This window comes from Streptomyces herbicida (genome assembly GCF_032656585.1).
Taxonomy (GTDB): Bacteria; Actinomycetota; Actinomycetes; order Streptomycetales; family Streptomycetaceae; genus Streptomyces; species Streptomyces herbicida.
Map to the genome: position 1 here is coordinate 22,971 of NZ_JAUYWJ010000045.1, position 24,373 is coordinate 47,343.

The following is a 24,373-nucleotide window of genomic DNA, read 5'->3' on the forward strand; positions in this document are numbered from 1 at the left end:
CCATGACGACCACTCTCGACAAGCCGTCGGCTCCGACGCCCGGCACCAGTACCACCGTCGTGCCGCGCCCCGAGCCGCCGGACGAACCGCAGGAGCACCGGCGCGTGGGCGGACCGCGCCGCGACGACCTGCTCGCCCTCGGCGGCGCGGCCACGACCGGCCTCAGCCTGGCCTGGCTGCTCTTCGGAGAACTGGCGCCGCTCTCGGGGCCGTTCGGCTTCGTCGTCGTCGCCTATCTGATCTTCCTGCTGGTCTACGCGGTGCTGGTGTGGATGGACGCCACGGCCGACGACTCCTGCGCCGGTCCCGCGGTCCGCGACCGGCTCCTGACCCTCGTCCTGAGCTCCGCCGCCGTGCTGCTGTTCGCCGCGCTGGTCCTGGTCATCGGCTTCACCGCGGCCCGCGGCTGGCACGCCCTGCCGCACACCGGCTTCTACACGCAGGACATGCAGGCGGCGGGCCCGCTGGACCCGATCACCGTCGGCGGCGTCCAGCACGCGGTCGCCGGCACCCTGATCCAGATCGGCACCGCGCTCGCCATCACCATCCCGCTGGGCATCACCTGCGCCGTCTACCTCGGGCAAGTACCCGGACGGTTCTCCCGGTTCGTACGCACCATCGTCGAGGCGATGACCGCGCTGCCCTCGATCGTGGCCGGCCTCTTCGTCTACGCGAGCTGGATCCTCATGCTGGGCTTCGAGAAGTCGGGTCTGGCGGCGGCACTCGCCATCAGCGTGATGATGCTGCCGATCGTCATCCGCGCCGCCGACGTGGTGCTGCGCCTCGTGCCGGGCACCCTCACCGAGGCCGCGGAGGCGCTGGGCGCGCCGCGCTGGCGCACCGTGTGGCACGTGGTGCTGCCCTCCGCACGCTCAGGCCTGGCCACCGCCGTCATCCTGGGCACCGCGCGCGGCATCGGCGAGACCTCCCCGGTGCTGCTCACCGCCGGTGCGACGGCCGCGCTCAACGTCGACCCGACCCAGGGCCCCATGATGTCGCTGCCGCTCGCGGTATTCACGTTCATCAGATCGCCCGAGCCGACCATGATCACGCGCGCCTTCGGAACTGCGCTGGTGCTGCTGGCACTGGTGCTGCTCCTCTTCACGCTCGCCCGCGTCGTCGGCGGCCGTGGACCCGGGCACCTGAGCCACCGCCAGTCCCGCCACGCGGACCGCCGCTCACAGCGTGACCTGCGCCGCTTCGAGACCCCGAACCCCGCTCCCGCCGAGGTGGACTAATGCTCCGTCGGACACGTTCCTCGCTGCGATCCGCCGTCGCGGCACTCGTCCTGGCCTCGGCGGTGCTGCTCGGTGCCGCCGCGCCCGCGACCGCCACGAGTTACACCCCGATCAGTGGGTCGGGTTCCAGTTGGGCCTTCAACGCCGTCGACCAGTGGCGCCGGGACGTCAGGCAGTACGGCATGCAGATCTCCTACAGCCCGCAGGGTTCTTCCTACGGCCGCCAGCAGTTCCTGGCCGGCACCACGGACTTCGCCGTCTCGGACATTCCCTTCCAGACCAACCCGAAGGACGGCTCCGCACCGGAGCGGCCGGTGGCCGGGTCGTATGCGTACATGCCCATCGTGGCGGGCGGCACCGCGTTCATGTACCACCTGACGATCAACGGGCAGCGGGTCACCAACCTGCGGCTGGGCCAAGACACCTTGACCAAGATCTTCACCGCGGCCGTACGGTACTGGGACGATTCCTCGATCCGGGCGGACAACCCGGGACTGAAGCTGCCGCACCGGGCCATCGTGCCCGTCGTCCGCTCGGACGGCTCGGGCGCCACGGCCCAGTTCACGCTGTGGATGGCGAAGCGGCAGAGCGCGCTGTGGAAGGCGTACTGCGCCAAGGTCGGCCGCTCCAACGCCTGCGGGGAGACCTCGTACTACCCGACTGTCACCGGCATGATCGCCCAGTCCGGCGACCTCGGCGTGGCCGGGTACGTCTCCCAGGGCTACGGCGAGGGGTCCATCGGGTACGTCAACTACTCCTACGCCCTCAACGCGCACTACCCCGTCGCCAAGCTCCTGAACAAGGCCGGGTACTACACCGAGCCGACCGCGCAGAACGTCGCGGTGTCGCTGCTCAAGGCGAAGATCAACACGGACAAGAGCTCCGCGGACTACCTCACCCAGCACCTGGACGGCGTCTACACCGACCCCGATCCCCGCTCCTACGTGCTCTCCAGCTACTCGTACATGATCCTGCCGCTCAAGGAACAGGGGACCTTCACCACCGCCAAGGGAAAGACACTCGGCGCGTTCTCCTACTACTTCATGTGCCAGGGTCAGCAGCAGGCGCCCGAACTGGGCTACTCGCCCCTGCCGATCAACCTCGTCAAGGCGGGCTTCGACCAGATCCGCAAGATTCCCGGCGTGGTGCCCAAGAACATCAACATCAAGGGCTGCAACAACCCGACCTTCAGTCCGGACGGCACCAACCGGCTCGCCACCACCGCGCCCATGCCGCCCGCCTGCGACAAGAAGGGCGCGACCCGGCAGTGCGCCACCGGCTCCGGCGGCGCGAAGCAGACGACCGCGAACAGCGGCACCGGCGGATCCACGAGCGGCGGCTCGACCGGCTCGTCCGGTGGTGGCACCGGTGGCGCGACCGGTGGCACGGGGGCCACCGCCACGAGGGGAACATCCGGGGCTGCAGCCCCCACGGCCGACGCGAGCGTCGACCCGGACACCGGTCAGACCGTCTCGGCCGCGTCGGGCGGTGGCGGCACCACGGTGCTGGCCTCGCCCGTCTCCGTGGCGGCCGACGACGGCTGGAGCACCTCGCAGACCCTGATGGTGCTGGCCGGGCTCACCCTGCTCGTCGTGGTCCTGGTCCCCGCCGTCACCGCGCAGGTACTGGCGGGACGCAACGACAAGAGAGGGCAGAAGTGAGGACACGTCAGCTCTTCCGGGTGGCCGTGGGCGCGACCGCGGGCGCCCTCGCGGGCGCGCTGCTCTCGCTGGCGGCGGCGCCCGGCGCGGGCGCGGCCCCCGCAGCCACGACGGACGATTCCGCCGTGACCGTCTCCGGGCGCGGCGAGTTCACGGACATGCGGTTCACCGTGAGTCAGACCGAGGGGCTGACCGACCGGGCCATCACCGTCTCCTGGACCGGCGGCACCCCCACCACCTTCGCCGGAAACCAGTTCAACACCGACTTCGTCCAGATCATGCAGTGCTGGGGCGACGACGACGGCACCGTCGCGGACGACCCCGGTCCGCCACGCACCCAGTGCGAGTACGGCGCCTCGCCCACCACCGACCGCTCCAACTGGCCCGGCAACGGGGACGACGACACCCGCGCCGTCGTCTACCGCGCCAAGCCCGGCCACTACGGACAGGACGACACGTACGGCTCCACCATGCCGTACGGCCTCGGTGAGGTGCCGTTCAAGTCGGTCGACGGCACCGTCGTCACCAACGGCACGCAGAACAACAAGTTCTTCAGCCACGCCACCACCAACGAGATCGACTTCGCACGCACCGAGGCGGACGGCACCGGTTCGGAGATCTTCGAGACCCAGACCGTCACCGAGGCCCCGCAGCTCGGCTGCGGCGCCCCGGTCACCCACGCCGACGGCACCGTCACCGGCCGCTCCTGCTGGCTGGTCATCGTCCCGCAAGGCCACCTCGACCTCGACGGCCAGCCCTACGAGGACCGGACCCAGGTCAACGCCGGCTCCCCGGTGTCCTCGACCAACTGGAAGAACCGCATCGCCGTCCGGCTCGGCTTCAACCCCGTCGGCGCCTCCTGCAAGATCGGCGCCGAGGAGCAGGACACCGTCGGCAGCGAACTCGTCGCCGAGGCCATGAGCAGCTGGCAGGCCAAGCTGTGCGCCACCGGCACCGTCTACGGATTCACCCAGCTCGGCGACGCCGACACCCGTGCCCAGATCACCTCCGGCGCCGACACCCTCGGCTTCGTCACCCGGCCGCTCGGCTCGGACGACGGTACGACCAGGCCCGCGGGGGCAGTGACCTACGCCCCGGTCGCGCTCTCGGGCGTCGTCATCGGCTTCAACATCGAACGACAACCCGGCTCCACGGCCACCAGTGCCCAAAAGGCCCTGGAGGGAACCAGGTTCACCTCGATGAAGCTCAACCCGCGGCTGATCGCCAAGCTGCTCACCGAGTCGTACCGCGGCTCTCCCTGGGGAGCGGTCAAAACCAACTACTCGGGCGGCACTGCCACACTGACAGCCGCCAAGGGCTACGGCTGGGCCCTGAACAACCCGGCAGGTCTGCTGTCCGACCCCGAGTTCCTGGCGCTCAACCCCGAGTACGCCAACCAGTCCATCCCCGAGAACCCCAGCACCGACACGGACCTCGAAGTCGCGCTCGGTCACACCGACGCGGCCCGGCAGCTGTGGGACTACGTACGCGCCGACAAGGACGCCCGGCGGTTCCTGGCAGGCGTACCCGACGACAACGGCATGCGGGTGAACCCCTACTACAGCACCAACGCCGACCTGAACCCCACCGGTTACGCCTTCACCGCCGCCCGGGACGACTACCCCAAGGCCGACCCGTGGACCACCATCCCGCCGGGCTCCGCCGAGGCCACCGTCAAGCAGGGCATGACCGACTTCCACCCCTACGTGGACGACATGCTCTTCGCCGCTGTGCACGCGCGCCGCGGCGACCAGCTGTGGAAGTCCAGCTGGGACGCGACCGCCAACCCCCCGGTGTGGAAGTCCCCCGGCCCGCAGAATGTCGGCCAGCGCGTCCAACTGGTCGTCACCGATGCGGCCTCGGCGGCCCGTTACGGTCTGCAGACCGCCGGTCTGCTCAACTCGGCCGGCAAGTACGTCACTCCGACCTCGGCCTCCCTGACCGCCGCGGCCGCCTCGGCCAAGGGCAGTCCCGCCGTCGTCCCGGTCACCGCGTCCCGGACGGGCGCGTACCCCCTGGCCATGCTGGTCGACGCGGTGGTCCGCCCCGGCCGGCTCAAGGCGGCCGGGCGCGAGAGCTACGCCGCGCTGCTGCGCTACGCCGTGCGGGCGGGCCAGCACACCGGCATCGAACTCGGTGACCTGCCCATCGGCTACGCGCCGCTGGACCGCGCACTGCGCGACAGGGCGCTGACCGCGGCGAAACTGCTGGAGACCTACAAGGGCGGCGGCGCGGCCGGTGGCACCACCGCCTCCGGGACCGGCGGCGGCGCGGGCGGCACAGGGGGAGCGGCTGCCACCACCGGGAGCGGTGACACGGGTACCGGCAACGGGACCCCGACAAGTACCACGGCATCCCCGTCGGGCACCTCCGCCCTCCCGCACGGCAGCACCGCACCCGACCTGATCACCACCGCCGGCGGTCTCACCCCTGCCGACCCAGCCGTCCCGTTGCGCCTGGCCCTTCCCGTCGGCGCGGGGCTCGGCGCGCTCACCGGGCTGATCGCGCCGTTCGCGGCCGGCTGGCGTCCCCGGGGTCCGGCCGCCGCGCGCTTCGAGGCGTCCGGCTTCGTCCGCCGTACGACTCGCCGACTTGGCAGGAGGTTCCGCGGGTGACCGCCACGATCGACAACCTCGCTGGAACTGAAGGCGCCGTGCGTCTGTCCCCTGGTGACAAGGCAGCCAAGACAAGCAAGCGGAAGCGCGGCTTGACGAGGCCCTACGCGGTGGGCGGCGCGCTGCTCACGGTGAGCGTGCTGCTACTCGGCATCTGCGCCCAGCTGGTCCTGCTCAGCCCGCTGCAGCACCGCGCCGCCCAAACGGCCGGCTTCGACACGCTGCGTGGCGAACTGGCCGCCGGAACCGTGGCCGTGTCGCAGACCGACCAGCGCGGGCGGCTGCTCACCCCGGGCACCCCGCTGATGCTGCTGGAAATCCCGCAGCTACACGTCCGCGAGGTGGTCTTCGAGGGCACCGACTCCGACGTACTGGCCAAGGGCCCCGGCCACCGCCGGGACACGCTGCTGCCCGGCCAGGCCGGGACCAGCGTGATCATGGCCCGGGCCGCTGCCTACGGCGGACCGTTCGGGCACTTGGAGGACCTGACCCCCGGCACGACCTTCCGGATCACGACGGGTCAGGGACGTTTCACCTTCCGGGTCCTCGACCTGCGGCACGCCGGCGACCGCGCCCCGGCCGCACCCGCCGCGGGCAAGGGCCGGGTCGTGCTGATGACCGCGACCGGCCCGCCCTACCTGCCGAAGGGCGTGCTGCGTCTCGACGCCGACCTGGTCGGCAACGCGGCCGACACCCCGGCGCTGAGGATCGCCCCGGAAACCCTGCCGTCGAACGAACTCCCGCTCCGCGGCGGCTCCGTCATCTGGTGGGAGCTGGTGCTCTGGCTCCAGGCGCTGGCCGCCGCCTCCGTGGCAGCGGTCTGGGCCTGGTTCCGCTGGGGGCGCCGTCAGACCTGGATCGTGTTCACCGGGCTGCTCGGCGCCATCGGCCTGCAGATGGCGGAACAGGTCACCCGGCTCCTCCCCAATCTGCTTTGACCCGTCGAGTACCGAGGATTCAACAATGACCGACATCCCCGCTGCCACTGAAGTCGCCGAAGAGACCAGGCTCCTGACCGCCGTAGAAGACCAGGACGGGACGGCCCGGCAGCCCCCCGTCCGGGCCTCCGACCCGCCGACCGGTGCGGGTCCTGCCGAGTTGGACGCCCGCACCGTGTCCGCCTGGTTCGGCAGTCACAAGGTGCTCGACCGGGTCTCCCTGACCATGCCCGCCGGCCGGGTCACAGCCCTGATCGGTCCATCGGGCTGTGGCAAGTCCACCTTCCTGCGCACCCTCAACCGCATGCACGAGCTGGTGAGCGGCGCGGCCTTCGCGGGCGAGGTACTGCTGGACGGCGCCGACCTGTACGCGCCCGGGCGCAGACTCACCCAGGCACGGCGGGACATCGGCATGGTGTTCCAGAAGCCCAACCCCTTCCCGGCGATGTCGATCTACGACAACGTGGTGGCGGGGCTCAGGCTGACCGGCGTCAAGGCCGGCCGTTCGACCAAGGACGCGCTGGTCGAGGAATGCCTGACCCGCGCGGGCCTGTGGCAGGAAGTACGGGACAGGCTGCGCCGACCCGGCGGAGCTCTGTCCGGCGGCCAGCAACAGCGTCTCTGCATCGCCCGGGCCCTCGCCGTACGCCCGCGCGTGCTGCTGATGGACGAGCCGTGCTCGGCGCTGGACCCGACGTCCACGCGGCGCGTGGAGGAGACCATCCACAGCCTGTCGCAGGAAGTCACCGTCGTCATCGTGACTCACAACATGCAGCAGGCCGCACGCGTCTCCGACCAGTGTGCCTTCTTCCTCGCCGAGCAGGGCGTCCCGGGCGGCGTCGTCGAATACGGCCCGACCGACGCCATGTTCCACAACCCACAGGACCAGCGCACGGCGGACTACGTCAACGGGCGTTTCGGCTGAGGGGCACGCGCGCAGTGAAGTTCCCCCGTGATCGTGGACAGGGGATGGTTACGCCGCTGCGGCGAGGTCTTGTGCTGCCAGGGCCCTGGTTTCGATCGGGGTGACGTATCCGTAGACGGGATGCTTCCGCAGGCGGGTGCGGTTGTACTCGACCTCGATGAAGCGAAAGACATCGACGCGAGCCGCCTCGTGGGATGGCCAGATGGTGGTGCCGATCTCCGCTTTCAACAGACCAAAGAAGCTCTCAGCTGCGGCGTTATCGCAACATGAGCCCGTTCTGCCCATGCTCTGCCGAAGTCCCAACTCCATTATGAGAATGCGGTATTCGCGTGAGGTGCATTCCGAACCGCGATCCGAGTGCGCGATGCAGCCCTCTTTCAGCCCGCCTCGGCCGGCGGCCATCCTCAGCGCGTCGACGACGAGCCCGGCCCAGCGCCACACTGGAGGCAGGCGGCCGACGCCGTCGCACGTCGTTCTCCGCCGGCCTGGAGAGCCGGAGGTGTATGCCGAGACCGCCGATCTCCACGAGCGGTTCTGTCCCGGGAACCCCGGCTGGGGTCATCCACCCAGGAAGACCTGAGGCCAACTTGCTCCCTGACCAGGCTCCGCGCTCCAACCACGCCGTGGGACGGCGCCTCCAGAACACCACGCCATCCGGCTGAATAGTGATCACCTGGCCTGTCGTGCAAGGCGATTGCGGGCGTTGTCACGTTGTTGGGTGCGTGGGTGCCTGACGGCGCGTTCGAGCGGGTGGGGCCTGGTGCAGGATTCTGGGTCAGGCTGTGGCGGGCAGGCCGATGCTCTCGGTGATCTGGTCCCAGATGGTGAAGCGAACGGTCATCTCGAGGCGGTGTTCGGCGGCGGTCATCAGGTGCCGGCGGGGCCGGAAGGGGGGTGAGATACCGCTGAACGCGGACAGGAACCGCTGTGCCCCGCCGACCGAGCGGAAGCCCTTAATCGCGCGTTCGCGCTGCCGGGTGGACTGGTGGGAGTTCTCGGCCCGGTTGTTCAGCCCCTTGTGCGAGCGGTGCTCCACCGAGGGCATGACCTCCCGGTGGGCGGCGCCGTAGGAGCGGAGCTTGTCCGTGACCATCACCCGCGGCACCGCACCCCTCGTCTGCATCAGCCTCCGGAAGAAGCGCCTGGCCGCGGCCTTGTCCCGGCGGCACTGAACGAGGATGCCCAGCACCATGCCGTCCTGGTCCACGGCCCGCCACAGGTACTTCCGCTCACCGCTGACCGTGATGAAGACCTCGTCCACGTGGCACGTGCCCCGGGCCGGGGCCGCCGGCGCCGCAGCGCGTTCGCGTAGGCCTGCCCGAACTTCCCGCACCAGCGGCGGACCGTCTCATGCGAGACGACCACACCGCGTTCAAGCATCAGCTCCTCGACCTCCCGGAAGCTGAGTGGGAACCAGAAGGACAGCCACACGCAGTGGGAAATCACCTCGACCGGGCAGCGGTGGCCCTTGTACGACGGCGACCCGCTCCCCACGACAAACCCCTCCCAGCCACGGCCCAACCCGAAGATCATCTCATTCATCGGCCAATGTGACAGTGCCGTCCAACGCTTTCCAAGGTCACTCGGGTGGGTCGGTATGGGCCTGAAACTGTTGCCAGCAGCGATGGACGTACTGTTCAGCCTCGCGCACCGCGCAGAGAGCAACGTCGTCCGGCGGTGCGGCAGCAAGGGTTGGAGTCGTATCGGCGTTGGGCTTGGTGTGGTGGGGCCGGGGATAGGCCGTGCGGGCGGCGCGGTCTCGGCTGTGATGAAGGACTGTTGCCCTAGCGATCAGGATCAAGGCAATGACTCCGGCGGCTGTGAGCGAGGTGGCCGCGTTCTGATCGGACATCTGTGGGGGCTTTCGTCGGAGTAGTGGCGTGGGAGGGACCGGTTCGAGGTTCCTACCGGTCTCCTTCTCCTTGTTGCTGGTCAGCCCGGCCAGGTTCCGGTCAGGCGGCGGGTGGCGGCTGCTCCTGCCCGGTCCACGGCCGCCTTGACGCCTGCGAAGATTGCGCCTTGCAGCGTAGCGGCGAGCAAGACCTCGCTCCAGCCGCGGTTCTCGTCGGTGGCGTCCGGGGCGTCTTCGTCATGGCCCACCAGTTTCCACGCCTGTTTGAACAGGCCGCCGGCGAGCATGCCGCTGACCGCGCCGAGAGCGAGACCGACCGGTTTATAGGCGATCTTGGCCCCTTTCATCGGCTCATCCCTTCCGGCGGCGGCACACCAGCCAGCCCAGGACGGCCGCGCCGACGGCCGCCAGCGGCAGACGGTTGTCCCGGGCCGCCTTGGCAGCCTGGGCCGTCCTGGTCCGCACCGGCTCCGGGGCCTTTTCCTCCCACAGTTGGCCGGCGTGGGCCGCCGTGGCCCGGGCCTGCTCGGCGGCCTGGGCGGCTGTGTCCTTAACCGCGTCCGGCAGCTTGTCCTGCACCTTGGAGGCGGCCTCGGCCGCCTTCTGCTTCACCTGACTGGTCTTGAGCGCGGCCTGGTCCTTCAGCTCACCGGCCTTGTCGGCGGCCTGGCTCTTGACCTCGGCGGCCTTCTCCTGGGCGCGGGCCTTGACGTCACTCTTGGCGAGGGCCTCCACGGTCTGACCGAGCTCTTCGCGTGTCTGCTCGCCCTGCTCGCGCAGCTCCTCGGTGTTCTCGGCGGTGGGCTCGTCGTGAGGCGGCTGGGTCATCGGTGCGCACTCTCCTTGATCTCGGCCACGTCGGCCTTCACGTTCTCGACCGTCTGCTCGGGTGTGGGCGGGGCGGCCTGGTCGACCTGCTTCTTTCCGCTGATGGCCATCACCGCGGCGATCACACCCAGCACCGCCGTGACGATCAGCGCCGCCGCCCAGACCGGCAGCGCCACCGCCAGCGCGGCGATCACGGTGGCGACCAGCGCCTGCAGCATCAGGAAGCCGACAACTCCGGCGCCGCCGAACAGCCCACCGCCCTTGCCGTAGCGCTTGCCCTTCTGTTTCATCTCCGCCTGCGCCAGGCGCAGTTCGCCGCGCACCAACTCGGTCAGCTGCTGCGAGGCGCGCTGCACCAGTTCGCCCACCGGCTCCGCCCCGGGCGTCTGCCGGCCTGGGTCGTGGTGCGGCTGCGTGCTGGACGACATGGCAATCACCTCCCTGTACTGGTTTCTTCGCCCAGAAGGGCGCCGCGGCACCTCCTGGTGTACGCGCGAGTACCCCGAACGGAACAGTTCAGGGCACCGATGTGGGTTCGCTGGCGCACGCGGCGTCACTGCGCCTGGCCCGTCCACGGTGTCCAGCAGGACGGGCTGGCACGGTCTTTCCCTCTCGGCACAGAGGGGGAAGAGGGTTCCGCGGGGAAGCAGGAGCTCCCGGGCGGGAGAGGTCTATCGCACCGAGGGCCCTGATCACCCAGTCCAACTGGGAGCACTCGGAGTCGCGCCTACTGTGACCTGAGCCGTGGCGCCGGTAGCGCTGCCACGGGCACGGGGACGCCACATGGCCGCGACCGCGTGCGCTGCACTTCGCGGGCTTTGCCTGAGCGGTGCGGCCGGGGTGGCGAGCACGCGATGCCACTGCCCCACTGGCCGCACCGCGCAGGCACGGGGAAGTGCTGATGGAACTTCTGCCCAGTAAGGGGCGCTTTCCACGACAGGAATGCCATCGCCCACGGGACCTTCACACGCTCGTGCGTGCCGCGTCCTCCGGTCGGCGCGGCTACGGCAGCCGCCACCGCAGCGCCCAGCGGGGGCTGCGGCGGACGAGCCAGGTCGCACCCAGGCCGATGACCACTGTCTCGTGATGACTCCGCAGGAACTTAGGGTGGCGCCTTGTCACCCATGGCCGGCGACGGAGGCTCGCCGAACCGGACGGAGATCTTCTCGAAGCCCTTGAACGACTCCGTGGCCGCGTAGGAGCGGTAGGCGCGCAGGTCGCCCGTCGCGAGGTGGACGTGGTCGGTGAAGGGCGCGGCGAGGCTGCGCGGCCACAAGCGCAGGCAGCGCACGGCGATGATCTCCGCTGCGGTGAGGAAGACGATGGCGGCGAGGTAGATCCAGGCCAGCAGGCCGAGCACGATGCCGAACATGCCGTAGGTCGCCGTGGCACCTCGCAGCACGTGTCCGACGTAGTACGCGCCGCCCCATTGCAGGCCCTGCCAGGCGCATGCGGCTCCCAGCGCCGGCCCGTACATGGGACGAAGCGGCAGCTTGCGCCGGGTCATAAGCCGGTAACTCGCAAGCAGCAGCGTGGCGTTGAGGACGATGCCGGTGACACCGACGACGATGCGGATCCCTACTGCCAGCCGGGTTCCCAGGAGGGGGGCGGCGGATTCGGCGGTGGACAGCGCCGTCGTCAGGCACAGCCCGGCCGCGAGCAGAAGGAGGAAGTACAGGCTCTTCACTCGGGAGCGCAGCGGGTCCGGCCGGGCGTGCCGCGGCACGGCGAAGATCTTGTTCAGTGCCTGCTGGACGGCCTGGGCGACGCCGAGGGCGCCGTACAAGCTGCCGATGACGCCGACCGCGACGGCGGCTCCGCTGCCGTGGAAGGAGTGGATGTTCTGGCCGAGCTGGTCTCCGATCACCGGGAATTCGCCGAGCGCGGAGTGAAGCACCGACTGCTGCAGATGCTGATTGCCGTGCAGGGCGCCGCTGAGGATCGCCACCAGGAACAGCAGCAGCGGGAAAAGGGAGACGAAGCCGTAGTACGCCAGCAGTGCGGCGAGGTAGGTGGCCTGGTCGTCGAAGAACTTGTACATGACCGCGATCGGCAGGCCCGCCCTCTTGTGCCGTCGCTGATACCGGTCCAGCCGCAGCAGCACATTCATGTGCCCTCCCACACCATGGGGGTGCGAGTCCGCACCACGGCGGACGCTCAGCCTCCCGGTGCCCCGGTCGCGCCATCCGACACCAGCCCGGATGATCACCATCGCGTCATCTGAGGGTTCCCTGGACGCACAGGCGCATCAGCACAGAAAAGGGGGCGTGCCCGACGTTGCGCGCTGCGGCCCGGCAGCGGGGACCTGACCACTGTGTGGTGATCGTGACCGGGAAGCTGGACGGCAGGAGTACCGGGACGCGGTGGGGATCAGGCCGGCCGAAGGGGGGACTCGGATACAGGCGCACCTGTTTGCGGACGGCGTTGAGCTGAGCCTAGGAAAGAGGGTGCTTGCTGTGGAGGACCGCAACGGTGGTGGTCGCCGGATGCTGGAAGGGCTACTGGCCGCCAGCCACCTGATGCCGCTGGAACGCCTGCCCGCCCGGGTGGCCGAGCACGCGGCTGCAGCGGACCTGGCCGACGTGCTGATCTACGTCGGGGACGTGCAGCGCAACGTGCTGCGGCTGCTGGCCGGGTGCGTTGAGGATGCCGGCCCGGCAGGGGAAAGCGAAGAAGCCGAGCTGAAGGTCGAAGGGACGCTGCCCGGACGCGCCTACCAGTACGCCCAGGTGCTGACCGACAGCTCCGCCGACACGCGCGAGCACCGGTGGTGGGTGCCGCTGCTGGACGGCACCGAGCGCCTCGGAGTGCTGCGCATCACCGCGGCCTCCGACACCGCGCGGATACGGCAGGACATGGTGGGGCTGGCGTCCCTGGTCTCGCTGATCCTGGTCAGCAAGCGCGGGCACAGCGACTCCTACCAGCGGCTGACGCGGACCGAACCGATGAACATCGCCGCCGAGATGCAGTGGCATCTGATGCCGCCGCGCACGTACGCCGACGGACGGGTGGTGATCTCCGCGGCGATGGAGCCCGCCTACCGCATCAGCGGCGACGCGTTCGACTATGCGACGGCTGGACCGGTCATGCACCTGTCGATCTTCGACGCGATGGGGCACGACACCGCCGCCGGGCTGACCGCGAACCTCGCCATGGCCACCTGCCGCAACTCCCGCCGCCGCAACGCCGGACTGGTGGAGATCACCGAACGGATCGAGGAGGCTCTGATCGAGCAGTACGGCAAGACCCGCTACGCGACCGGAATCCTGGCCGACCTCGACACCAGCACCGGCATGCTGACCTGGGTCAACCGCGGCCACCACCCGCCGGTGATCATCCGCGGCGGACGCTGGACCAGCGAGCTGCACTGCCCGCCGGCCCACCCCATGGGCACCGGCCTGGGACTGAAGACGACCCTGTGCCATGAGCAGCTGGAGCCCGGCGACCGGATCGTGTTCTACACCGACGGCATCACCGAAGCCCGTGGCCTGGGTGACGTGGAATTCGGTCTGGAGCGGTTCACCGACTTCCTCCTGCGCCATCACGCCGACGGCCTGCCCGTACCCGAGACACTGCGCCGCCTCATCCACGCCGTCCTTGAATACCACGACGGCCGGCTGGAGGACGACGCCACCGTGCTGTTCTGCGAATGGCTCGGCCCTGACCCCGACTTCACCACCGAGGCCGAGGCCCTGGCCGGACTCACCCCGCCATGACCACCGATCCCTGCCCTGAGGCCGAGAGCCAGCACAGGGAGCCCCCGCCCATGAGCACCGACCTGAACGTGATCATCCGGGAAACCCGGGGCGATCTGGCGGCAGCCGCCGTGCGGGGCGTCATGGACCTGCACACCACCCCCGCCCTGCATGAGCAGGCCGCCGGCCTGCTGAACACCCACCGGGAACTGGTGCTGGATCTGTCCAGCGTCGCCTTCTGCGACTCCTCCGGCCTCAACACCCTCCTGCGCCTGCACCGCCACGCCCGAGCAACCGGCGGCACCCTGGCGCTGGCCTGCATCCCGGACCAGGTGATGCGGCTGCTCACCCTCACCGGCGCGAGCAGCGTTCTTGACCTGTTCACCACCACCGACGAGGCCCTCACCGCTCTGAGCGACCCCCGGACCTCACCCTGAATCGTGCCCGCCGGGCTGGGCCACCTGGAGCAGGTTGCGTCGAGTCGATCGGCCCCCGCTACCGGCGTGGCGTGCCGCCGGCATGTTCGCTTCGACGCCTTCGTGCCGTCACCACCAGGAGGTCGGCGACCGCTGCCAAGGCGAGGACCCCGCAGGCCACCGCGAGCACAGTCAGCGGGCCGTTGCCCGGGTTGTCACCGGGTCCCTGGTGTGCGGCCCAGACAGCGAAACCTGCGGTGGCTGCGGTGAAGATCGGCAGGAAAACGGCCGACAGCACCACCCGCAAACCGAGGGCGCTGCGTGCGGTCACGGGCTCGGTGCCGGTGCGTACCGGATGCCGCCTTGTCACCCCGGAGCGGGCTTGGGGCGTCGGTGATGCTCGGCCACGCTGATCATCGCGCATGTGGGGCCCTCCTGTCACAGGCGCCGCCGTGTTGTCCGCGTAGCCCGCAGCGACGCCAGCAAACTGGTTCGAATTCGCTTCATTTTGTTCAACTCGGGCACAGCTGGGAGTCCGTGCCCGCGAGTGTGGGACAGCGGCTTGTGTGGCACTCGCCGAGCGCGGGCCGGCCGACCCAACCTGGCGGCCCGACCCGATGGGGTGTGCCGCCAGATGGACCTGGGGACGGCAGTCCGAACCCCATCGCGGCACTGCCATGAACTGCGCGTGCCACAACCGCGGGCTGACGACCTTCGACCGCCCGCCTCCGCCGCAAAGGGCCGCGCGGCCGGGTTACGACAGGCCATAGCGAGGAATGCCCGACAGATTGAGTCGGGTATTGTCAATTTTCTGGCGTAGTGGTACATCAGAAGGAGAGCGAAGGACGCGGGAAACGTCAAGGAGGGTTGAAAGATGCTGATGCGTACGGATCCCTTCCGCGAGTTTGACCGGCTCGTCGAGCGGGTCTGGGGCACGGCCGCTCACCCGGCGGGCATGCCGCTGGATGCATGGCGCGAGGGTGAGACGTTCTTCGTGGATCTGGACCTGCCGGGCGTGGACCTGGAGTCGATCGACCTCGATGTCGAGCGCAACGTCCTGACGGTGAAGGCCGAACGCAAGCCGTCGTACGGCGAGAGCACCGAGACGGTGGTCACCGAGCGGCCCGCGGGGACGTTCAGCCGACAGCTGTTCCTCGGCGAGACTCTCGACACCGACAAGATCGAAGCCTCCTACGAGGCCGGTGTGCTGAAGCTGCGGATCCCGGTCGCCGAGCAGGCCAAGCCGCGCAAGATCGCCATCAGTGGCGACAGCGACCGCAAGGAACTCGGCAGCTGACGCCACGGCCACATCACAGGACTTCAGGGCCTCGGGCATCACCTCCCGGGCCCTGAAGCCGTTCGTGGCCTGCCGTGGACGTGCCAGCCGTTGCAGAGCCCGACGCGCGTCCGCCTATGAGCAGGTGACGGGCGGGGTGCGCGGGGTACGCGGCTGACCCTGACCACTTTGTTCCTCGGCGGGCTGTGCCCATGTACGTACTGCTGTACGCCTTGGCGCTGGTGTCGGCATTCATCGTCATCGACTCCAGCTAGCTCGCCTCCCGGCTCGGGCACTCGACCGGCGTCGGAGATTACGCAACGCCGGCCTGGCTGTCGTCCTCGATGGGCATTGTGGCCGGTGCTCTCGGCTCCAGCCTGGACACCGAGGAAGCCGTGCGCCAGGCCACCTACAGCCGACGCGAACGCGAACGCCAGGCCCGCGACCGGGCCACAAACGCTGCCCAGTCTGGGAGATCCGAGCACGCCAGCCCCGGCGACTGACCTGCGACCGGCCGCACGGCGGCGGGGCCGGCATCAGGCCCCGGGCAGGCGTTCCGGCTCCCCGCCGTCGACGTCGAACACCTTCGTGAAGGTGGCCCCGCACCGGCAGCGGGAGTGCTCGATCAGTTCTCCCTCGGCCGACACGCTCAAACCCTGGCCGAGCCGCACGTGCACATGATCACCCATGAGGAGCTGCCTTCCTTGACCTCGTCTGGTCCGGTCATCGTGGAGGCCGACCGCGTGGACCGACAATGCCGCAGCTCACACGTGAGCGCCGATCGTTGACGCCCGCTTTTCATCCGAGGGTCCCGCCGCAGCGCCCAAGAAGTCAGCGCTCCAAGTTCCTGGCAGACAGTGCGCGCCCGCCGTCAAGGGCGGGCGCGCACTGTCCGGATCACCGGGACGGCTTCGTGGACGGCTGGGCTGCTCGTGCGCCGGGTTGCGGCTGCGGATGGCCGGCGGCGTGCAGCATCGGCGCGGCGTGCCGCTCGGGACGGTCGGCACCCTCGGCCGGGACAAGGCTGCGCGGCGCCTCGGCGTCGGGCAGCGGCACGGGCCGGCGCGCCACCAAGCGTCCGACCCAGCGGCGGCCGCAGTGCTCGCAGGGCGGGGCGCCCTGCGGCGTGTACGGGGAGGGAACGGCTGTGTTATCGCGGTAGAAGACTTCCCACTCGGCGTCGAGAGCATCTTGGTAGCGCTGGACGTCGTAGTCGACGCTCCAGCTGTGCCAGCACGAGCCGCAGGTGAACTCCACACGTTCGACAGCGAGTTCGGTGATCACTGAACTCCACCTCCCATCCGATGTGCGGGAACGGTCCAGGGTGCTGACAGGGCCGCATCGAGAGAGGGGTACACGGGCAAAGCGGCAGCGGCGCCGCTGCTGTGCAGCAGCCGCTCCATCCGCCCTTGTGGGCATACCAGGCGTAGCTCCCCCTGGTCCTGGTCCAGCAGCGTCCGCACGGATATCAGAGCGTCAATGCCGTCGGCGTCGGCATGGGTCAGTTCGGACAGGTCCAGGATCAGGTGCTGGTGCCGGTGCTGCGCGGTGACGGAGGCTGCGAAGTCACGCAGTTCCCGGGCCGTGGCCGCGTCCAGGACGCCTTTGATCTCTATCACGGCCCAGCCGTTGTGCCAGTGCGCCGCGAGGAACAGTGCCATGATTCGCACCCCACTCTCCGCTTCCCAGTGCCTGCGCGATCCGCCCACGGCCGGCGTCCCCGGATCCCTGGTTTTCAACTCCTTCGCCCACCGCACCCCTCTGCGTTCTGCAATCACGGAGTACCGCGGACAGCTCCCTCTATACCCCGCCCAGACTTGACAAGGAAAGACTCAAGTTTTATTCCAGATAGGTGGGCAAGCAGGTTGGAAACCGCAGCTCAGCATAGGCAAGGAGGTGGCCGGACGTGCGGGTGCGGGAGCAGGAATCGGACCTGTACGCGGTGCTGGGGGTACAGCCCTCGGCGACGGGCGAGGCGATCACCTCGGCCTTCCGTGCCCGGGTGTGGGAACTGCGCCCCGACACCCGCGTGGACGCGGACACCGCCGCACGGTTCGGCCAGGTGCGGGCCGCGTACGAGACGCTGCGCGATCCCATCCTGCGGGCGGCCTACGACCAGCGCCACGAGCGCCAACCAGGGCCGGCGGCCCGTCGGGGCCCTGCCCCAACACAGCCCGTGCGGCCCACGTGGCGGTACGCGGGCGTACTCGGGGACGTGCGCCCCGAGCCGCCGCTGCGTGCGGGGCCGGTCCGGTGGATTCCCGGCCGGTGAGACGAAAGACGAGGTAAGGGACGAGGAGGAGAGCACAGATGGCACGTGCGGTTGGTATCGACCTGGGAACGACCAACTCGGTGGTCTCGGTCCTGGAGGGCGGCGAGCCCACCGTCATCACCAACACCGAAGGCGCGCGGACCACCCCGTCGGTGGTGGCGTTCTCCAAGAACGGCGAGGTGCTCGTCGGCGAGGTCGCCAAGCGTCAGGCCGTCACGAACGTCGAGCGCACCGCCCGCTCGGTCAAGCGACACATGGGTGACCACACGTGGCGGTTCCCGGAGCACGGGGACGTCGACGGCAAGCGGTACACCGCGCAGGAAATCTCCGCTCGCGTGCTGCAGAAGCTGAAGAGGGACGCCGAGTCCTACCTGGGCGAGGACGTCACCGACGCGGTGATCACCGTCCCGGCCTACTTCGACGACGCCCAGCGGCAGGCGACCAAGGAGGCCGGTGAGATCGCGGGCCTGAACGTCCTGCGCATCATCAACGAGCCCACCGCCGCGGCCCTGGCCTACGGCCTGGACAAGGAGAACGACCAGACCGTCCTCGTCTTCGACCTGGGCGGCGGCACCTTCGACGTGTCGCTGCTGGAAATGGGCGAGGGCGTCATCGAGGTCAAGGCCACCAACGGCGACACCCACCTCGGCGGCGACGACTGGGACCAGCGGATCGTCGACCACCTGGTCAAGCAGTGCAAGAACCACTACGGCGTCGACCTGTCCAAGGACAAGATGGCCGTGCAGCGGCTGCGCGAGGCGGCGGAGAAGGCGAAGGTCGAGCTGTCGTCATCCACCGAGACGACCATCAACCTGCCGTACGTCACCGCCTCGGCCGAGGGCCCGCTCCACCTGGACGAGAAGCTGACCCGCGCCCAGTTCCAGCAGCTGACCGCCGATCTGCTGGAGCGGTGCAAGGCGCCGTTCCACAACGCGATCAAGGACGCCGGGATCAAGGTCTCCGACATCGACCACGTCGTCCTGGTGGGCGGCTCCACCCGCATGCCCGCGGTCACCGACCTGGTGAAGGAGCTGACCGGCAAGGATCCGCACAAGGGCGTCAACCCCGACGAGGTCGTCGCGGTGGGTGCCTCGCTGCAGGCCGGTGTTCTCAAGGGCGAGGTCAAGGACGTCCTGCTGCTGGACGTCACCCCGCTGTCCCTGGGCATCGAGACCAAGGGCGGCATCATGACGAAGCTGATCGAGCGCAACACCACGATCCCGACCCGCCGTTCGGAGATCTTCACCACCGCGGAGGACAACCAGCCGTCGGTGACGATCCAGGTCTTCCAGGGCGAGCGGGAGATCGCCGCGTACAACAAGAAGCTCGGCATGTTCGAGCTGACCGGCCTGCCCCCGGCGCCCCGCGGGGTGCCGCAGATCGAGGTGACCTTCGACATCGACGCCAACGGCATCATGCACGTCTCCGCCAAGGACCTGGGCACCGGCAAGGAGCAGAAGATGACGGTGACCGGCGGCTCGGCGCTGCCCAGGGACGACATCGACCGCATGGTCCACGAAGCCGAGCAGCACGCCGAGGAAGACCGCAAGCGGCGTGAGGCGGCCGAGACCCGCAACCAGGGCGAACAGCTCGTCTACTCCACCGAGAAGCTCCTGAAGGACAACGCCGAGCAGATCCCGGCGGATGCCAGGTCCGAGACGGAGACGGCGCTGGCCGAGCTGAAGGAGAAGCTGAAGGGAGAGGACACCGCCGCGATCCGGCAGGCGATCAACCGTACCGCACAGGCCGCGCAGAAGATCGGCACGGCCCTGTATCAGCAGTCCCAGGCCGAGCAGCCGGGGGGTGCGGCCAGCGCGTCCACGGACGGTGATCCGAGCGGTGGTTCGTCCGATGATGACGTGGTGGACGCCGAGATCGTCGACGACGACAAGCCGGAGGCTGGCTGACGATGACCGGGAGCGGTCCGCAGAGCACCGAGCTGGACACGCTGCGGCGCCTGGTTCAGGAGCGGACCGCCGACCTGCAGCGGATCAAGGCCGAGTACGACAACTACCGCAAGCGGGTGCGGCGGGACCGCCTGGCCGTGCGCGAAATCGCGGTGGCCAACGTGCTCAAGGCGCTGCTGCCCGTACTGGACGCCGTTGACCGGGCGTGCGCCAACGAGCCGCTCACGCCCGGTCTCAAAGACATCGCCGACAGCCTGCAGGAGCAATTCGGCTCGCTGGGCGTCACGTCGTTCGGCCGGGTGGGCGATCCGTTCGATCCCGCGTGCCACGACGCTCTCACCCACCACGTCTGCGCCGCCGCGGACCGCCTGGTGTGCTCGGCGGTTCTGCGTCTCGGCTACCGTCTGGGCGAGAACCTGCTGCGCCCGGCGACTGTGGAGGTCACCGGGCCGGCCCCGCCCGCGAAGAGCGCACCGGCGCCGGAGCGCGGCGTACGGGGTGCATCCGCCCGCGCAGAAAAGCCGCCCCTGCCTGTCGTGCGGAGCTGACAGGCTTGCCCCCACGTGGGTACCGGGGAAGAGGGCGTCGCATTCGATGCCATCAGATCGCTAGCAAGCGGAGTTGAAACCTCCCCTCCCTGAAGGGAGGGGATTCTTCACCCTCCAGGGCTGATCGGGGATTTCTAGCTCACGCTGCCAGGCCAGGCAGCGCCTGGTCTGGTCTTCCGCGATCAGCACTAGCCGGGTTGAGACCAGCCCGGACCAGCATCACGCGGGCGGAGTGTGGCCGGAGATGGTCGCGGCCGACAACGCCTCGTACTCCGACATGGCGTTCGGCCTGTACAAGATGCTTGGCTTCCGCTTCGCCCCGCGCTTCCGAGACCTGGATGATCAGCGGTTCTGGCGAGCCGACCTGCCCGACGGCGAGGAGCCGGCCGCCGGGTACGGGCCGCTGGAGGCCGTGGCCTGCAACAAGGTCAACCTGAAGAAGATCGCCACGCACTGGCCGGACATGCTGCGGGTGGCCGGATCGCTCATCACCAACCAGGTGCGGGCCTACGACCTGCTGCGGATGTTCGGCCGCGAGGGGCACCCGACCCCGCTGGGGGCGGCGTTCGCCGAGTACGGGCAGATCGACAAGACCATGCACCTGCTCGCCCTGGTCGACCCGGTGGACGATACCTACCGGCGGCTGATGAACCGGCAGCTCACCGTGCAGGAGTCCCGCCACCGGCTCGCTCGTGCGATCTGCCACGGCGGCCGGGGCCAGATCCGCCAGGCGTACCGAGAAGGCCAGGAGGACCAGCTCGCCGCTCTGGGCTTGGTCCTCAACGCGGTGGTGCTCTGGAACACCCGCTACCTGGACGCCGCCGTGGCCCGGCTCCGCACCGAGAACCACGACATCAAGGACGAGGACGTCGCCCGCCTTTCCCCGCTCAAGGACCGGCACATCAACTTCCTGGGCCGCTACCTGTTCAACATCACCGCCAGCGGCCCCGGCCAGGGCCTGCGTCCCTTCCGCGACCCGGACGCGCGCGAGGACGGTGAGGAGGAGGAATAGTCTCGGTCAGTCTGTCTCGAAGGCGTCCTCCCGCAGGTGCGGGGTGAGGAGTTCCGCGATGTCCTGGACGAGGACGTCGCCCGGCTTTCCCCGCTTCGCCACGCCAACCTCAACGTGCTGGGCCGCCACAGCTTCCGCGGTTCTGGTCCGGTCGGCGGGGCGTTGCGGCCTCTGCGTGATCCGACCGACGCCGCAGACGAAGAAGACAGTGAGGCCGGGCCGGGCCGGTGAGCCCTGGCTCGACTGGGCGGGCTTCCTGGCCTACTTTGATTCGACGCGTCCGATGGGGTCGGAGTCGGCCGCCAGCGCGTCGCGCGCCGTCTGCCAGGCGGGGTCCTCGGGGTGGAACGCGCTGCGCAGGTAGGCCCAGGCGAGGTGGGCGAGGGCGGCGACCCGCTCAGGGTTCTCGTCGGTGGTCTCAGCGACGTCGTATCCGGAGACCCCGCCGAGCCCGTGCTCCGCGCCGAACAGGGTGAGCAGGGACTTGGGGCCGGGGGCGAGGGTGTAGGGATCGGTGTGCCAGTCCGGGCCGCTGACCGTCAGGAAGGCGGAGTCGTCCTTGTCGCCGGCGACCACGAGTGCGGGGGTGGTCATCGTGGAGAAGTCGGTGGTCAGGAAGAAGGCGTAGTTCTCGACGGTGAACTCGGTGAGGGCGTCGCCGCCCCGGCCGGGTGCGGCGAGCAGCACGCCCGCCTTGATCCGCGGGTCGGCCAGGTCCACTTCGGTTCCGTCGTGGGGATCGGTGAGGCGGGCGCCGAGCAGCAGGCTCGCGGTGTGCCCGCCCATGGAGTGCCCGGCGACGGCGATCCGGCTCCGGTCGAGACGTCCGGCGAACTGCGGAACGGCTTCCTCGATGGCGTCGAGCTGGTCGAGGACGCGCGTCATGTCCTCGGCCCGGGTACGCCAGTGCGCGGCGGCCCCGGGGGTATCGGGGTCCAGGCTCAGCGTCCTGGAGTCCAGGTGGGTGGGCTGGATCACGACGAAGCCCCGTGCGGCCCAGAAGTTGGCGAGCGGGGCGTAGCCATTCAGCGAGGAGAGGTTGTTGGAGAAGCCGAGGCCGTGCGAGAGGAGAATGACCGGCAGCTCGCTCCCGGTCACCGGCGCGGAGACGCGCACCTGGAGGTCCACGGCGCGGCCGGGGGCCGGCAGCACCACCGGGCTGACGGAAAGGACGGGGGTGGGCGAGTGGAAGGTGTGGGCTGTGGAAGCAGGTGCACTCATGAGGAGCATGCCCTTCGATGACACCCGCCGCTTGGCCGCGTACGGCGGCGGCGGGTATGGCGGAGTGCCCGCAGTCAGCTAACCTGAAAGCGGATCGTTGTTCCATTTACGATACGGAACGCTGATCCGTTTCGTCAACGGCCGCCGGAAGGAGAGCGTGGTGCCCGCAGCAGGCCCGGCCGAAGGAGCGTCCGCCCGCAACAAGCGAGCAGACGCGGTACGCAACCAGCAGACGCTGCTCGACGCCGCAGCGGAGGTGTTCGTGAGCTCCGGGATCGACGCACCGATCCGCCAGATCGCAGCCCGGGCGGGTGTCGGGCTGGGGACGCTCTACCGCCACTTCCCCACCCGGGCGGACCTGGTCACCGCCGTCTATCACCATCAGATCGAGGCCTGCGCCGAAGCCGGCCCGAAGCTGCTGGCCGATGCCGCCTCCCCGATCGACGCGCTGCGCCAGTGGGTCGGCCTCTTCGCCGACTTCCTGGTCACCAAGCACGGACTCGCCGACGCCCTCCAGTCCGACAGCGACCGCTTCGCCACGCTGCACACCCACTTCCTCGACCGGCTGATGCCCGTCTGCGCCCAGCTGCTCGACGCCGCCGTCGACGCCGCCGAGATCAGGCCCGGCATACAGCCCTACGAACTCATGCGCGGCATCGGCAACCTCTGCCTCGGGCACGACAGCGACCCCCGCTACGACCCTCGAAGGCTGATCGAACTACTCCTCCAAGGGCTGCGACTCTCATAAACGGCCATCTGTGAGAGTTCTGCGAGAGCCTTCGCAGCGATCGCGTTTCCCCCGGTCGCCGCTCGCAAAAGTCCTCTCGAAACTCGCGCGTTGTGCGAGGCACTTCTGAGAGACTGCCGCCATGGAGCTGACGCACCTCTCGCCACACTCTCGACGGGGTAGACGCGCGACGCCTGGGACGAGGACGAGCAGGCCCGTTCTGCGGGCGAATCCGGCCCCTCCTGCCGGTGGCCCGCCTCACGCGGCCTAATGGACGCTGCGCTGCGCGCCACGCGAGGCGACGCGGATACCCGCATCATCGACGACCCCCGGGCGGCCGAGACCATCGCCGCCCTGTGTGACGGCCTGCCGCTGGCCCTGCGCATTGCCGCCGCGATCCTGGCCGCCGCCCCCCACCGACCTGCGGCCTTCCTGGCCGCCGACCTGCGCGACGAGCACACGCGTCTGGACGAGTTGCAACGCCTCGACGGCGCGAGCCGGGAGCCCTCCGAGCGGCGGGCGGTACGAGCCTCCTTCAACCTTTCCCCAGACCGGGCAGCACGCGCCCTGCGGCCCGGGCTGCGGGGATGCCCTCACCGTGCTCGGCGGCCTGCAGCCAGGCGACTTCCCGGGCCCGGGCGCGGGCAGAAGCCAGCGAGGCGAGGGCAGTCTCCTCGACGTCGGCGAGCAGCCGCCAGGCCGTCGGTGTCGAGGCGATGGGTCCGAAGACTGCTGCCTGGTCCCGCAGTACGGCAAGGTCAGCAATGGCCTCGCCGCCGTCGGCGAACATCACCGCCAGGTCGGTAGCGATCCGGCCTGGAGCATGTCCGGTCCCGCGCGGCCGAAGCGGCCGGAGAGCGGCAGAGTACGCGGCGGTCAGCCCGGTGGCATCAGCGAGATCCGCCAGCAGCCGTGCCCCGGCATGCCCGACCACCCCCGAACCATCGGCACCGACCTGAACCTTGGGACGCAACCCGATAGCCTGCACGTAGAAAGTGCCCTCCGCCTGGACCGACAGTCCCCCTCAGCAAGGTTCATCGTCCCAGGTCAGGAAAGCACTTTCGTATTTTCCGCCTCAACAGCCGCCGTACCCGAGCGAAACGGCGAGGTTAACTTCAATACCGGTAACTTAGGGGCAATCTGGTCGTTGTTGTGGTGTGCCAAGAGCAGGTCAACTGAAGTCATCAGGTGGGCGACTGTCGGATCGGGTCGCGGTCGGGGTGCTGACACAGGCGTTTCCTC

General features: G+C 69.5%; 24 protein-coding genes and 3 pseudogenes. 13 read left to right on the forward strand and 14 right to left on the reverse strand.

Going from position 1 to position 24,373, the window contains the following annotated elements; genetic code table 11:
- The first annotated feature begins 2 nt into the window (after nucleotides 1-2).
- The 5 genes from pstA to Q8A52_RS47115 all read left to right on the forward strand — a co-directional run bounded on the left by pstA (nucleotide 3) and on the right by Q8A52_RS47115 (nucleotide 7,377).
- Complete coding sequence (gene pstA, locus Q8A52_RS47095; protein ID WP_316764589.1) at nucleotides 3-1,238, forward strand: phosphate ABC transporter permease PstA; 1,236 nt, start codon at nucleotides 3-5, stop codon at nucleotides 1,236-1,238.
- Complete coding sequence (locus Q8A52_RS47100) at nucleotides 1,238-2,899, forward strand: substrate-binding domain-containing protein (RefSeq protein ID WP_316764592.1); 1,662 nt, start codon at nucleotides 1,238-1,240, stop codon at nucleotides 2,897-2,899. Before pstA ends, Q8A52_RS47100 begins: the two co-directional genes overlap by 1 nt.
- Nucleotides 2,896-5,514 carry a hypothetical protein gene (locus Q8A52_RS47105; RefSeq protein WP_316764594.1) on the forward strand — a complete coding sequence of 873 codons (2,619 nt, stop codon included), beginning with the start codon at nucleotides 2,896-2,898 and terminating at the stop codon, nucleotides 5,512-5,514. The genes Q8A52_RS47100 and Q8A52_RS47105 overlap by 4 nt, the downstream gene beginning before the upstream one ends.
- Nucleotides 5,515-5,606: 92 nt before the next feature.
- Complete coding sequence (locus Q8A52_RS47110) at nucleotides 5,607-6,452, forward strand: sortase (RefSeq protein WP_316764597.1); 846 nt, start codon at nucleotides 5,607-5,609, stop codon at nucleotides 6,450-6,452.
- 25 nt (nucleotides 6,453-6,477) lie between these two features.
- Nucleotides 6,478-7,377 carry a phosphate ABC transporter ATP-binding protein gene (locus Q8A52_RS47115; RefSeq protein ID WP_316764600.1) on the forward strand — a complete coding sequence of 300 codons (900 nt, stop codon included), beginning with the start codon at nucleotides 6,478-6,480 and terminating at the stop codon, nucleotides 7,375-7,377.
- A 48-nt stretch (nucleotides 7,378-7,425) separates the two neighbouring features.
- Here the strand turns inward: Q8A52_RS47115 and Q8A52_RS47120 are convergent, their stop codons facing one another.
- The 6 genes and pseudogenes from Q8A52_RS47120 to Q8A52_RS47145 all read right to left on the reverse strand — a co-directional run bounded on the left by Q8A52_RS47120 (nucleotide 7,426) and on the right by Q8A52_RS47145 (nucleotide 12,167).
- Nucleotides 7,426-7,818 (reverse strand): DDE-type integrase/transposase/recombinase, encoded by a 393-nt coding sequence (locus Q8A52_RS47120; RefSeq protein ID WP_316764603.1) that lies wholly within the window; start codon nucleotides 7,816-7,818, stop codon nucleotides 7,426-7,428.
- Between the two features lie 334 nt (nucleotides 7,819-8,152).
- Nucleotides 8,153-8,871 (reverse strand): annotated as a pseudogene (locus Q8A52_RS47125) (IS6 family transposase).
- A 438-nt stretch (nucleotides 8,872-9,309) separates the two neighbouring features.
- The gene (locus Q8A52_RS47130; protein WP_316764605.1) at nucleotides 9,310-9,576 is read right to left on the reverse strand and encodes a DUF4235 domain-containing protein; all 267 of its coding nucleotides are present in this window, start codon (nucleotides 9,574-9,576) and stop codon (nucleotides 9,310-9,312) included.
- 4 nt (nucleotides 9,577-9,580) lie between these two features.
- Nucleotides 9,581-10,057 (reverse strand): DUF3618 domain-containing protein, encoded by a 477-nt coding sequence (locus Q8A52_RS47135; protein ID WP_316764607.1) that lies wholly within the window; start codon nucleotides 10,055-10,057, stop codon nucleotides 9,581-9,583.
- Nucleotides 10,054-10,485: a phage holin family protein gene (locus Q8A52_RS47140; protein ID WP_316764609.1), complete on the reverse strand. Its 432-nt coding sequence runs from the start codon at nucleotides 10,483-10,485 to the stop codon at nucleotides 10,054-10,056. The genes Q8A52_RS47135 and Q8A52_RS47140 overlap by 4 nt, the downstream gene beginning before the upstream one ends.
- 674 nt (nucleotides 10,486-11,159) lie before the next feature.
- Entirely contained in the window at nucleotides 11,160-12,167 is a 1,008-nt protein-coding gene (locus Q8A52_RS47145; RefSeq protein ID WP_316764611.1) for a YihY/virulence factor BrkB family protein, read from the reverse strand.
- Between the two features lie 376 nt (nucleotides 12,168-12,543).
- Here Q8A52_RS47145 and Q8A52_RS47150 point away from each other — a divergent pair, with 376 nt between their 5' ends.
- Complete coding sequence (locus tag Q8A52_RS47150) at nucleotides 12,544-13,773, forward strand: PP2C family protein-serine/threonine phosphatase (RefSeq protein ID WP_316764613.1); 1,230 nt, start codon at nucleotides 12,544-12,546, stop codon at nucleotides 13,771-13,773.
- 50 nt (nucleotides 13,774-13,823) lie between these two features.
- A complete protein-coding gene (locus Q8A52_RS47155) occupies nucleotides 13,824-14,189 on the forward strand; it encodes an STAS domain-containing protein (protein WP_316764615.1) in 366 nt (121 codons plus the stop codon).
- A gap of 58 nt (nucleotides 14,190-14,247) precedes the next feature.
- Here Q8A52_RS47155 and Q8A52_RS47160 read toward each other — a convergent pair whose 3' ends face one another.
- On the reverse strand, nucleotides 14,248-14,592 hold the full coding sequence (locus tag Q8A52_RS47160) for a DUF6343 family protein (RefSeq protein WP_408649388.1): 345 nt from the start codon (nucleotides 14,590-14,592) through the stop codon (nucleotides 14,248-14,250).
- Nucleotides 14,593-15,042: 450 nt separating this feature from the next.
- On the opposite strand from Q8A52_RS47160, the gene Q8A52_RS47165 reads away from it, so the two are divergent.
- Entirely contained in the window at nucleotides 15,043-15,465 is a 423-nt protein-coding gene (locus Q8A52_RS47165) for an Hsp20/alpha crystallin family protein (RefSeq protein WP_316764617.1), read from the forward strand.
- A 515-nt stretch (nucleotides 15,466-15,980) separates the two neighbouring features.
- Here the strand turns inward: Q8A52_RS47165 and Q8A52_RS47170 are convergent.
- From Q8A52_RS47170 to Q8A52_RS47180, 3 genes are all read right to left on the reverse strand, one after another.
- A complete protein-coding gene (locus Q8A52_RS47170) occupies nucleotides 15,981-16,133 on the reverse strand; it encodes a hypothetical protein (RefSeq protein WP_316764620.1) in 153 nt (50 codons plus the stop codon).
- Nucleotides 16,134-16,341: 208 nt separating this feature from the next.
- A complete protein-coding gene (locus Q8A52_RS47175) occupies nucleotides 16,342-16,728 on the reverse strand; it encodes a hypothetical protein (protein WP_316764624.1) in 387 nt (128 codons plus the stop codon).
- Nucleotides 16,725-17,105 (reverse strand): STAS domain-containing protein, encoded by a 381-nt coding sequence (locus Q8A52_RS47180; RefSeq protein WP_316764625.1) that lies wholly within the window; start codon nucleotides 17,103-17,105, stop codon nucleotides 16,725-16,727. Before Q8A52_RS47180 ends, Q8A52_RS47175 begins: the two co-directional genes overlap by 4 nt.
- 245 nt (nucleotides 17,106-17,350) lie before the next feature.
- On the opposite strand from Q8A52_RS47180, the gene Q8A52_RS47185 reads away from it, so the two are divergent.
- The 4 genes and pseudogenes from Q8A52_RS47185 to Q8A52_RS47200 form a co-directional block, all read left to right on the forward strand.
- On the forward strand, nucleotides 17,351-17,716 hold the full coding sequence (locus Q8A52_RS47185) for a J domain-containing protein (protein ID WP_316764627.1): 366 nt from the start codon (nucleotides 17,351-17,353) through the stop codon (nucleotides 17,714-17,716).
- A 38-nt stretch (nucleotides 17,717-17,754) separates the two neighbouring features.
- Complete coding sequence (gene dnaK / locus Q8A52_RS47190) at nucleotides 17,755-19,623, forward strand: molecular chaperone DnaK (protein ID WP_316764629.1); 1,869 nt, start codon at nucleotides 17,755-17,757, stop codon at nucleotides 19,621-19,623.
- A 2-nt stretch (nucleotides 19,624-19,625) separates the two neighbouring features.
- Nucleotides 19,626-20,171: a nucleotide exchange factor GrpE gene (grpE, locus tag Q8A52_RS47195; RefSeq protein WP_316764632.1), complete on the forward strand. Its 546-nt coding sequence runs from the start codon at nucleotides 19,626-19,628 to the stop codon at nucleotides 20,169-20,171.
- 226 nt (nucleotides 20,172-20,397) lie between these two features.
- Nucleotides 20,398-21,183 (forward strand): annotated as a pseudogene (locus Q8A52_RS47200) (Tn3 family transposase); the annotation flags it as partial.
- Between the two features lie 261 nt (nucleotides 21,184-21,444).
- Here Q8A52_RS47200 and Q8A52_RS47205 read toward each other — a convergent pair.
- Nucleotides 21,445-22,404 (reverse strand): alpha/beta hydrolase family protein, encoded by a 960-nt coding sequence (locus Q8A52_RS47205; RefSeq protein ID WP_316764635.1) that lies wholly within the window; start codon nucleotides 22,402-22,404, stop codon nucleotides 21,445-21,447.
- A 160-nt stretch (nucleotides 22,405-22,564) separates the two neighbouring features.
- Here Q8A52_RS47205 and Q8A52_RS47210 point away from each other — a divergent pair, with 160 nt between their 5' ends.
- Nucleotides 22,565-23,152 carry a TetR/AcrR family transcriptional regulator gene (locus tag Q8A52_RS47210; RefSeq protein ID WP_316764637.1) on the forward strand — a complete coding sequence of 196 codons (588 nt, stop codon included), beginning with the start codon at nucleotides 22,565-22,567 and terminating at the stop codon, nucleotides 23,150-23,152.
- 246 nt (nucleotides 23,153-23,398) lie between these two features.
- Here Q8A52_RS47210 and Q8A52_RS47215 read toward each other — a convergent pair whose 3' ends face one another.
- The 3 genes and pseudogenes from Q8A52_RS47215 to Q8A52_RS47225 all read right to left on the reverse strand — a co-directional run.
- Nucleotides 23,399-23,611 (reverse strand): hypothetical protein, encoded by a 213-nt coding sequence (locus tag Q8A52_RS47215; RefSeq protein WP_316764640.1) that lies wholly within the window; start codon nucleotides 23,609-23,611, stop codon nucleotides 23,399-23,401.
- A 67-nt stretch (nucleotides 23,612-23,678) separates the two neighbouring features.
- Nucleotides 23,679-24,149: pseudogene (locus tag Q8A52_RS47220) on the reverse strand (transposase); the annotation flags it as partial.
- Nucleotides 24,150-24,178: 29 nt separating this feature from the next.
- A partial coding sequence (locus Q8A52_RS47225; protein ID WP_316764643.1) for a hypothetical protein occupies nucleotides 24,179-24,373 on the reverse strand: 195 nt, incomplete at its 5' end.